The organism is Nitrosomonas aestuarii, assembly GCF_003046585.1.
Taxonomy (GTDB): Bacteria; Pseudomonadota; Gammaproteobacteria; order Burkholderiales; family Nitrosomonadaceae; genus Nitrosomonas; species Nitrosomonas aestuarii.
Map to the genome: position 1 here is coordinate 1 of NZ_QAAE01000034.1, position 9,903 is coordinate 9,903.

The 9,903-nt window shown below is 44.8% G+C and carries 12 protein-coding genes and 2 pseudogenes; 11 read left to right on the forward strand and 3 right to left on the reverse strand.

Going from position 1 to position 9,903, the window contains the following annotated elements; translation table 11 throughout:
• The 11 genes and pseudogenes from C8R11_RS16575 to C8R11_RS15445 all read left to right on the forward strand — a co-directional run.
• Positions 1 to 204: DDE-type integrase/transposase/recombinase (locus C8R11_RS16575; RefSeq protein WP_219908633.1), on the forward strand; the 204-nt coding region annotated here is incomplete at its 5' end.
• A gap of 379 nt (positions 205 to 583) precedes the next feature.
• A complete protein-coding gene (locus C8R11_RS15400; protein ID WP_107796467.1) occupies positions 584 to 1,153 on the forward strand; it encodes a recombinase family protein in 570 nt (189 codons plus the stop codon).
• Positions 1,154 to 1,258: 105 nt separating this feature from the next.
• A complete protein-coding gene (merR, locus tag C8R11_RS15405; RefSeq protein WP_107796468.1) occupies positions 1,259 to 1,678 on the forward strand; it encodes a mercury resistance transcriptional regulator MerR in 420 nt (139 codons plus the stop codon).
• A 109-nt stretch (positions 1,679 to 1,787) separates the two neighbouring features.
• A complete protein-coding gene (locus C8R11_RS17235; protein ID WP_107796469.1) occupies positions 1,788 to 2,156 on the forward strand; it encodes a mercuric transporter MerT family protein in 369 nt (122 codons plus the stop codon).
• 11 nt (positions 2,157 to 2,167) lie between these two features.
• A complete protein-coding gene (locus C8R11_RS17240; protein ID WP_107796470.1) occupies positions 2,168 to 2,488 on the forward strand; it encodes a heavy-metal-associated domain-containing protein in 321 nt (106 codons plus the stop codon).
• Positions 2,489 to 2,502: 14 nt separating this feature from the next.
• Positions 2,503 to 4,176: a mercury(II) reductase gene (merA, locus tag C8R11_RS15420; protein WP_107796471.1), complete on the forward strand. Its 1,674-nt coding sequence runs from the start codon at positions 2,503 to 2,505 to the stop codon at positions 4,174 to 4,176.
• Positions 4,177 to 4,192: 16 nt separating this feature from the next.
• Positions 4,193 to 5,188 (forward strand): arsenic resistance protein, encoded by a 996-nt coding sequence (locus C8R11_RS15425; protein ID WP_107796472.1) that lies wholly within the window; start codon positions 4,193 to 4,195, stop codon positions 5,186 to 5,188.
• Positions 5,189 to 5,416: 228 nt separating this feature from the next.
• Positions 5,417 to 6,588 (forward strand): IS3 family transposase gene (locus C8R11_RS15430; protein ID WP_244907728.1). Its coding sequence is split into 2 segments (ribosomal slippage): positions 5,417 to 5,666 and positions 5,666 to 6,588, totalling 1,173 coding nucleotides; the frame shifts between segments, so codons are not numbered across the junction.
• Between the two features lie 586 nt (positions 6,589 to 7,174).
• The gene (locus C8R11_RS15435; RefSeq protein ID WP_107796473.1) at positions 7,175 to 7,453 is read left to right on the forward strand and encodes a TMEM165/GDT1 family protein; all 279 of its coding nucleotides are present in this window, start codon (positions 7,175 to 7,177) and stop codon (positions 7,451 to 7,453) included.
• Positions 7,450 to 7,641, forward strand: a pseudogene (locus C8R11_RS15440) (IS110 family transposase); the annotation flags it as partial. The gene C8R11_RS15435 and the pseudogene C8R11_RS15440, both read left to right, overlap by 4 nt.
• Positions 7,642 to 7,719: 78 nt before the next feature.
• Positions 7,720 to 8,538, forward strand: a pseudogene (locus C8R11_RS15445) (transposase); the annotation flags it as partial.
• 206 nt (positions 8,539 to 8,744) lie between these two features.
• Here the strand turns inward: C8R11_RS15445 and C8R11_RS15450 are convergent.
• The 3 genes from C8R11_RS15450 to C8R11_RS15460 all read right to left on the reverse strand — a co-directional run.
• Positions 8,745 to 9,089 carry a type II toxin-antitoxin system PemK/MazF family toxin gene (locus tag C8R11_RS15450; protein WP_107796475.1) on the reverse strand — a complete coding sequence of 115 codons (345 nt, stop codon included), beginning with the start codon at positions 9,087 to 9,089 and terminating at the stop codon, positions 8,745 to 8,747.
• Positions 9,076 to 9,303 carry a hypothetical protein gene (locus C8R11_RS15455; protein ID WP_219908634.1) on the reverse strand — a complete coding sequence of 76 codons (228 nt, stop codon included), beginning with the start codon at positions 9,301 to 9,303 and terminating at the stop codon, positions 9,076 to 9,078. The genes C8R11_RS15450 and C8R11_RS15455 overlap by 14 nt, the downstream gene beginning before the upstream one ends.
• A 282-nt stretch (positions 9,304 to 9,585) precedes the next feature.
• Positions 9,586 to 9,903 (reverse strand): tyrosine-type recombinase/integrase (locus C8R11_RS15460; RefSeq protein ID WP_146159129.1); only part of this gene is annotated, 318 nt, incomplete at its 5' end.

Genomic DNA, 9,903 nt, shown 5'->3' on the forward strand with positions numbered 1-9,903 from the left:
AAGTTTGGTTCAGTATATACTAAGAGGTTGAGACGCCAACATCAAGGATACGGCGATACATTCTTCCTTGATGAAGTATTTGTCAAGATTCAAGGTAAACAGCGTTATTTGTGGCGAGCAGTTGACCAAGACGGCGAAGTGGTCGATATATATGCCAACAATCGCGCCGAGCTTTCACATCAGCCAACCCGAGTAAGAGAATGAGGCATGCGCCGGTTCAAATCTATGGAACAGACCCAGCGATTCTTGAGTATCCATGCCGCCGTGAGCAATCTATTCAATCTTGGCCGTCACTTGGTATCTGCTAGCAACTATCTGGATTTGAGACAAGGTGCTTTTGCGTCTTGGAATAAGATTACGTTAGCATAAAGACGATAATTCCCGGGTTTGGTGCCCCACAAAAAGTTAACTTGGCAATATCACTTAATGGGCTTCCAAGTAACGGCATGTTCAGAAAACATCTGTTTTACGATACCCCATGATTTTTGCTTTACACTCTAGCAAATACCCGGCATATTATGTACGAAAAACACTGTCGTATTATAAGTGTGTTCTGAAACTTGATAAATAGGGTTTTTCGTACATGTTAGTCGGTTATATGCGGGTATCCAGCGACAATGATCGCCAATCAACAGATTTGCAGCGGGATGCGTTAATCAGTGTGGGTGTCGATCCTCGCCACTTGTTCGAAGATAAGGCCAGTGGTGCTCGTGATGACAGGGTAGGATTAAAACAAGCACTCGATTATGTTCGTGCGGGTGACTGTCTAGTGGTGTGGAAATTGGATCGGTTAGGTAGGTCGTTGCCACACTTGTTAAAAATCGTGACGGACTTACAGAAGAAAAAAGTAGCGTTTCGTTCTCTGACTGAACAAATGGATACTGCCACTCCCCATGGAGAATTTCTGTTTAGTGTTTTCGGTGCTTTAGCTCAATATGAGCGAGCACTGGCAAAAGAACGCATCCTTGCTGGTCTGGCCTCGGCTAAAAAGAGAGGAAGACTTGGTGGGCGTCCAAAAATCATTAGTGATGAAAAACTTGAAGCAATCACTGATGCTTTAAATTCTGGGACTAGTAAGGCATCTGTCTGTCGAACATTCGGTATAAAACGGACAACTCTATATGATGCGCTCAAAAGAGCATCTTCATCATAACCTTTGCCCGTGTTTGCGGGCAATAGAGTCTTTTACTGAAATCAATAATGCAATTTCCCATATATCATTGGATAACATGAAAATTTGTATATTGAGTTAATAATAATGAAAAAGAAATTAACAATAGGTAAATTAGCCAAACAAGCTAATGTAACCATTGAAACTATTCGTTATTATCAGCGCCAGGGGTTGTTGGATGAGCCACTAAAGCCGGATACCGGTTATCGTCAATATCCAGCTGAAGCGATTGCCAGAATACGATTTATTAAACGGGCACAACAATTGGGCTTTACGTTGAAAGAAATCGCTGAATTGTTAGCACTGGACAGCGGCCATTGCGAAGATGTCAGGAAATTAGCCGAACAAAAGCGCGAACAGATTGACGAACAAATGCAAGACCTAACGGTTCTGCGTCATGCATTGGATAGCCTGGTTAAAGGTTGCTTAAAGAATCAATCATCTAGACAGTGTTCACTGATCGACTCACTGACCAATGGTCCAGCTTTAACCACTGAAAATAAATAATCTTCTTGACTCTGTTCTATAGAACAGAGTTTAGGCTCCTAATCAAATACTATCCGTAATCTAGTTGATAAAAACAATAACAATTTGTTTTTGATTGAGGAGGTCCATCATGTCAAGTAAACAACAAATCCCCCCTAAAGAAGTAAACTGGTTGGGTATTGGCACTATTTTAGCCACCATCGGTGCATCGATCTGTTGTGTCGGTCCCCTATTGCTTTTATCACTGGGTATTGGCGGAGCCTGGATGAGCACCTTAACTTCCATGGAAACAGTGCGGCCTTTTTTTCTGATACTCACGCTGATTTTTATCGGTTTAGGTTATCGTAAGCTCTATTTAATTCCGGAAAGGTGTGAAGAAGGAGAAGCCTGTGCTTCACCGGATGTCAAACAGAAACAGCGAGTGATCTTTTGGATCGGTTCCGGATTGATTTTATTGTTACTGGCATTACCCTGGTATGTCCCGTATTTTATAGCATAAGGAGAATATACATGAAGACTACAACGCTATTCTTATTGGTTTGTTGTATGATCGGTATTTTTTCGATGCCGATTGTTCAAGCTGAATCACCGGTACCCATTCAAAACAACAGTCAGTCGGTCACACTCGATGTGCAGCACATGACCTGTGCAATGTGCACCATCACGGTCAGAAAGGTGCTGCAAGGCGTTGAAGGTGTGCAGAGCGCTAAGGTGGATTTTGGTAGTAAAACAGCTCGTATTATTTTTGACCCACAAAAAACCAAAACTGAAACCTTGATCAAAGCCACCGCCAATGCAGGATATCCGACAACTGTACGTCAATCAGAATAATATAAGGAACCCTTATGTGGACCGCAAAACTGAAAATTGACGGCATGACCTGCCCAAGCTGTACTGATGACATCGAGAAAAAATTGAATGCGCTGGAAGGAGTTGAGATTAATGTATCGTATCCGACAGGCATTGGGGTTCTATCGGTCAAAGGAAATGCCAGTCTAAAATCACTGATCAAGCAGATTGAAGATAAAGGTTATCAAGTGATCGAACTGGATCAGAAAAAAACGGTTGAATATAACAAATCACCTGGTTTTACAAAAAACAGCCAGTCACTGCATGTTGCCATTATCGGCACCGGTTCAGGCGCTTTTGCCTGTGCAATAAAGGCGGTGGAAAACGGTGCCAGAGTTACACTGATTGAATACAATCCCATTATTGGCGGCACCTGCGTGAATATCGGCTGCGTACCGTCTAAAATCATGATTCGCGCGGCGTATATCGCTCACTTGCAAAAAAATCATGCCTTTGAAGGTATCAAAAAATATAAACCAGTGATAGACCGCAAACAACTTTTGGCTCAACAACAAACCCGGATTGAAGAGCTCAGGGCGGCTAAATATGAAAGTATTTTAGAAGCCAATCCGAACATCACGCTGGTCAAAGGGGTTGCTCGGTTTAAAAATGCCCGGACGCTAATTGTCGATCAGGAGCATGGTGACAAAACCGGAATCATAGCCGACCGTTTTCTCATTGCAACCGGCGCTTCAGCGAGTATACCGCCTATTCCAGGATTGGCCGGAACACCGTATTGGACCTCGACGGAAGCACTGGAGACGGAAAAACTGCCTGAGCATTTAATTGTGATTGGCTCCTCTATCGTCGCGCTGGAACTTGCCCAAGCTTATTTGAGACTGGGTTCTAAAGTCACCTTGCTGGCTCGCAACTCAATTTTGTTCAGGGAAGATCCAGATATTGGTTCAGAACTGCATAAAATTCTGGAATCAGAAGGCATGACCATTCTGACGCACACGCAGGCAGAAGTAATTGCTTATACAAAAGACCGGGATTCTTCGGGAAAATTCAGCATTAAAACTACGAAAGAACAAACTCTAGAAGGCGATCAATTATTGATCGCCACTGGACGATCACCAAACACCCAAAGTCTAGCTTTGGATCAAGTGGGTGTTAAAGTCAGTAAAAGCAGTGCTATCATCATTGATGATCACATGCGAACCAACGTTAAACATATTTATGCCGCAGGTGACTGTACCAATCAACCACAGTTTGTTTATGTTGCCGCAGCAGCAGGAACTCGTGCCGCTATCAATATGACAGGAGGAGATGCAGCGATTGATTTATCCGCCATGCCTGCTGTCATGTTTACCGAGCCACAAATGGCCACTGTCGGTTTAACCGAAGCGGCAGCGAATCAAAATAATATTGAAACCGATACCCGCCTGTTGTCATTAGAAAATGTACCGCGAGCACTCGCTAACTTTGAAACTCGAGGTTTTGTTAAACTGGTGATGGAAAAAGGTAGTGGTCGTTTAATAGGTGCACAGATACTTGCACCCGAGGCAAGCGAAATGATCCAGACGGCTGTGTTGGCCATTCATAACAAAATGACCATAGAAAAGTTAGCTGGACAATTATTCCCTTATTTAACCATGGTAGAAGGCATTAAACTCTGCGCCCAAACTTTTAACAAAAACGTGAAAGAGCTTTCCTGTTGTGCGGGCTAACACGGTTACGCGACTGATGGATCGCCTGACTCTCGAACGCTGCCAGGTTTGGATTTATCTCGCTGCTATTGCCGGAGGGCTGATGCTGGGTAGCCTCCAACCCTCGCTCGGGCCTCGCTTCGATGCCTTGCTGTGGCCGGTTTTGATGGTGCTGCTCTACACCACCTTCGTGCAGGTACCGCTGCTGCATATGCGCGATGCCTTTCGTGACCGGCGCTTCGTACTCGCTATCCTGGCTGGCAACTTCGTGCTGATTCCACTGGTGGTCTGGCTGGCGCTAAAGTGGCTACCCGACGACCCGGCCCTACACCTCGGCGTGCTGCTGGTGCTACTGGTACCCTGCACTGACTGGTTCATCACCTTCACCCAGCTCGGGCGAGGCAACACGCTCCTGGCCACTGCGGTCACACCACTCAACCTCGTGGTGCAACTGCTGCTGTTGCCGATTTATCTGTGGCTAATATTTCCAGCAGCCGATTTCGGTGCTGTGCTGCGTACGGAAGAGATGTTATCCACTACGTTCGCCTTGATCGGTATCCCTTTGGTAGCAGCCGCGCTGACCGAGCGTTGGGTCGATGCCAGACCCAGACGGGTGGTTTGGCGGGAACGACTGGGTTGGTGGCCTGTGCCTCTGTTGGCGGTGGTCGTGCTCTTGGTCGCTGGCGCACAGGTGGGCTTGGTGCGCGATGCCGGGCCGATATTGCTGAAGGTGCTGCCGGTATTCGTGGGCTATCTGTTGGTAGCCGCGTTGCTGGCACGCTTGCTCACACGGGCACTACGACTGCCAATGGATATCGGACGCACGTTAGCCTTCAGTCTCGGCACGCGCAATTCTTTCGTGGTTCTGCCATTCGCGCTTGCTTTACCGGCAGGCTGGGAGTTCACTGTGATAGTGATCGTATTCCAGTCGCTGGTCGAGTTGTTCGGAATGGTGTTCTACTTGTGGTGGTTACCGTGCCGCTTGTTCAACGAAACATCGGACGACGCTACCGTCGAAAGGAATTCCTCATGAGTGCTGTCATTTTGGTTTGACATTCTCTTTTTCAGTAAACTTAGATTGAGTCGTCTGTTTTTGTCGTTTCCTTCTTGTGATCATTTAATAGTGTGCACCAGCTCTTTTTACGTTCAAAACCGGGTTAGCCGTATATTTACGGACGAATATGCACAGTACCCTTATGACGTGGTTTAATAAACCCGGACAACCTAGTTAAGAGATAATAATCTTAACAGGAGGTTGAAGATGGCAATAAGAAAGCAGTATTCGAAGGAATTTAAGCTAGATGCGATCAGCTTGGTTTTGGATCAGGGTTATGCGATAGCTGAAGCGGCGCGCAGCCTGGAAATTAGGGCTAATATGCTGGGTCGCTGGATCAAAGAGCATCAAGCAGATGATAATGGACAGTCATTCAGAGGTAACGGCAAGTTGACGCCAGAGCAGGAAGAGATTCGACGTCTGAAGGCGGAAATCAAGCAGCTTAAACTGGAGAGGCAAATTTTAAAGGAGGCGACGGTCTTCTTCGCGAAAGAAACGAAGTAAAGTATTCGTTTATCACCCGAAAGAAGAAGACCTACCCGGTTGGCGTAATGTGCCGGCTATTGGGTGTGGGCCGTAGTGCCTACTATGAATATGTACTACGCAAAGTTAACCGGTCAGATGATTCCGCGCACGAGGAACTGATTGATGTGGTTAGAGAAATAGCGAAATCCAGTAATTTTACTTACGGTAGCCGCAGGATGGAAAAGGCATTGAATGCGTTGAGCCATCCGGTTGGTCGTTGGAAAGCGCGAAGCCTGATGAAGGAAGCAGGTGTGCGGGTGAGATACCGCAAGAAGTATAAGGTGACAACGAACAGTAACCACAAGCAGCCAGTGTTTGAGAATCAGTTGAATCGGCAGTTTGATGTGGCAAGCCCGGACCAGGTTTATGCTGGCGATATAACGTACCTTTGGACACAACAAGGCTGGCTGTATTTGGCGGTTGTAATCGACCTATTTTCCAGGAAGGTGGTTGGCTGGAGCATGAGTTCGCGGATGAAGGCAAATGTGGTTTGTGATGCATTGCGAATGGCGATGTGGCAACGGCGGCCACCAAGTGGGTTAATTGTACATTCGGATCGCGGATCACAATATGCGAGTAAAAATTACCGACGACTTCTGAAAGCACACGGATTTGTCGGTAGTATGAGCAGAAAAGGTGATTGCTGGGACAATGCTGTTGTGGAAAGCTTCTTTGGTAGCCTTAAACAGGAGCGCGTCCAGTGGCGAAACTATCAAACCCGCTATGAAGCTCAGCAGGACGTGCTTCAATATATCACCATGTTTTACAACAGCTATCGGTTGCATTCATACCTGGGATACAAAAGCCCAAATCAATATGAGGCAGAAAAGGAAAATATGAAAAAAGTTGCTTAACTGGGGTGTCCGGATTTACTTGACCAGGCCATTAAATTGAATCATTTATTTCGTATATTACAGTAGCAACCCATGAATTATTATGTTGCCGACTAGGCAGCATATTAAAGGTATCTCCTGAACTCGTTATCATAGACATAGCTTCTGTTGACACACTAAAAGTCATCCTTTTCCCTATTGTAAAGGTTCTTTCACAGCACGTTCCGTGATCAGCACGAAAAAGTAAATTTAGTATCTACAAAATTTGTTTTAATCTTCTAAGAGAAAAGTATTTTGACTGTTATTTGCTGTATCACGAATACACTGAATTTGGTACATTTTTGCTCCGCTACTTATAGCAAACCAGGCGGAATCAAAAACTGGACGAACGAATCTGGAGTAAGACTTGATCCGATGACGAACAATTACCGATAATTGAAGAAAAGAAAGCTGCTTAAATTATCATGTGTTCAGGCGGAAAGTATGTTGACGCCTACCGAGTGAAAGCTTCCTAACAGCATTGTATTAAGATATTTGTCCAATTAATCTCTATAATGCAGTTAAGGTTATCAGTACAGAATAAAAAGAACACGGGAGAATCAAGGTATTGGAATACAAAGTATTTTTAACGGTTTTTGCCGTTGTATTCATCGCAGAGCTTGGTGATAAGACCCAACTTGCCACAATGCTGTTTGCAGCAGACAAAGATGTTAGCAAGTTCACAGTCTTTCTTGGCGCCTCGCTCGCATTAATCGTAGCTTCGGGTATTGGAGTGCTCGCTGGAGATATAATTTCTCAGTATATCAGCACAAAGCACCTACAATATCTTGCAGGCATCGGATTCATAAGTATTGGCATTTGGATGCTTATAAAAGCACAAGCATGACAAAGTTTTTCGCCAATTTAGAGTCCTGTTTGATTGACATGGAAGCATGCGGTAGTTCTTTCCATTGGGCGAGAAAGTTAGGTGGATTTGGACATACTGTACATCAGTCAGTCAAGCCATATGTAAAGATCAACAGGCATGACATGGCAGAAGCAGAAGCAGAAGCAATTTGTGAAGATGCATCCCGTCAGCACAAGTTGGACAGAATAGTCTGATTGCCTAAGAGACGGTTTTAGTTCATCGTTACTACTAATGAGAGAGGAACGATGATGACAAAAAAAGCCAATCAAAAACACAGCGCTGAGAAAACAGTTCGTGATATTCGTCGCGCAACCCGTCGCCACTATTCTGCTGAAGAAAAGATTCGCATCGTATTGGAAGGTCTTCGTGGTGAAGACAGCATTGCAGAGTTGTGTCGCCGAGAAGGCCTCAATACCAATGTCTATTACCGTTGGTCAAAGGAATTTTTGGAAGCAGGAAAAAAGAGGTTAGCTGGTGATACTGTCCGTGAAGCAACTTCAGACGAAGTCAAGAACCTGCGTGCTGAGAGCGCTACCATGAAGGAAACCCTGGCCGAGTTGTTAATGGAAAACCGCCTGCTTAAAAAAAGCGTGATCGGGGATGGAGGATGGTATATGAGATACTCTGCATACGAGAAGCTTGAGATCATCCGCCTTGTCGAACAATCCGACCTCTCAGTCCGACTGACGCTACTTCGGTTGGGCATTCGAAAATCTACTTTCTATGGCTGGTTGAAGCGTTATCATGAATGCGGTGTAGATGGTTTGGAAGACCGCAAGCCTTCTCCTGGATTAGTATGGAACAAACTTCCTGAAGATCAACAGGCAGCAATCATTGAACTTGCGTTGGAAAGGCCTGAATTATCACCACGGGAACTGGCAGTCACTTATACCGATGAGCAGTCCAGTTTCGTATCTGAATCGACGGTATACCGGCTATTGAAAGTCCATGATCTGATCACTAGTCCGGCCTACATTCTAATGGAAGCAGCGGACACGTTTCATCATCCAACGTTACGTGTCAATGAAATGTGGCAGACCGACTTTACCTATTGTAAAATTATAAGCAATTTGATTTATGACGATAACTTTATGATTAATAACTACCATTGATGAATTGGCGATCAAGAGCGATCGTGAGAAGCAACTTCTTTTGCAACCAGTAGCAATGCACCAACAAGGGCGATAAGAGCAATTACAACAAACCATTCCATCACACATCCTCCAATTCTTCAAATCTGCGATAGGATTTATTTCCATACTACCTGTTATCACATGCCGAGTTGTAACCGTATAATACGCGCGATTTCATCCATTTCATGAGCGGTAACAGTCCCTATTCTGGTAGAAAGACGTAATTTGCTTATGGTGGTAAGCTGATCGGCCATTGCCTTACTGTGTTTGTTCTGAATGATTATCAAACATTCGGCAGGATAGACGTTTTTGACAATACTCGTAAGAGGAATGACCTGAATACGGTTTAGCACTTTGTTTGCAACGTTATTGCTAACGATTACTGCCGGGCGGGTTTTTTTAATTTCACCACCGATTGAGGGATCAAAATTGATCCACCAGATTTCTCCCCTTTTAGGAATGATGATGCTATGTTTCGTCATGGGTTAAATCAGCTATGCTTTGTTCAGCCCATACAAGCGCTTCCTGTTCACGCTCCTCATCGGCAGCCATAGCCATATAACCCGCTTCAATATCGTCAGCGACAACGTGCGGACGTGCCATATCATTCAGGAAGCGGCTGATATTGCCACGTCCTATTCGCGCATGTAAGCCTTTGTATACTTCATCATCTACTGTGATAGTTAATTTCTTCATCATACTCTCAATACGTATTAAATACGTATTGTTGCATTTTATGGAATTAAAATCAAATTCTCATGCAGCGGGTCGTTATTTATAATACATGATATTTATCAATAGGTTGGTCAACATGAATTCAGCTTGTGTCATAATTCTGTATGAATATGTACAGTTCCCTTCTACGTGAAAAATACGTGAACACATACGCACAATTTGTTCGTCAGGTTTGTAAAGAAGTGGGTGTTACGATCGTCAATGGCGTACAGTCTTTGCTTGAATGGTAGTCTCCAGCCTCTCTTAAAATCTAATCCGCTCAATCTCTCCCTGATTAACAATATCGTGACGCCGATCATAAAGCTGTGTGGTGCGGGTTGAAGCATGTCCCGCAATCCTGGCCGCCGTCTCAATATCTCCACCATGTTGCAGGAAGTTGGTAATGCCGGTGCCTCTAAAGCTATGGCAACCAATTTCCTTGGGCAGCCCTGTTTTTTTAATTTTTCGGTGGATCATATGAAAAACGTTCTTGCGGTCAACCGCCCTGTCAGTGATAGCAGTGCCGCGACAACTCAAGCTGCGAAACAATGGCGTATTGCGTTCATCTTTTATTCCGGCGGC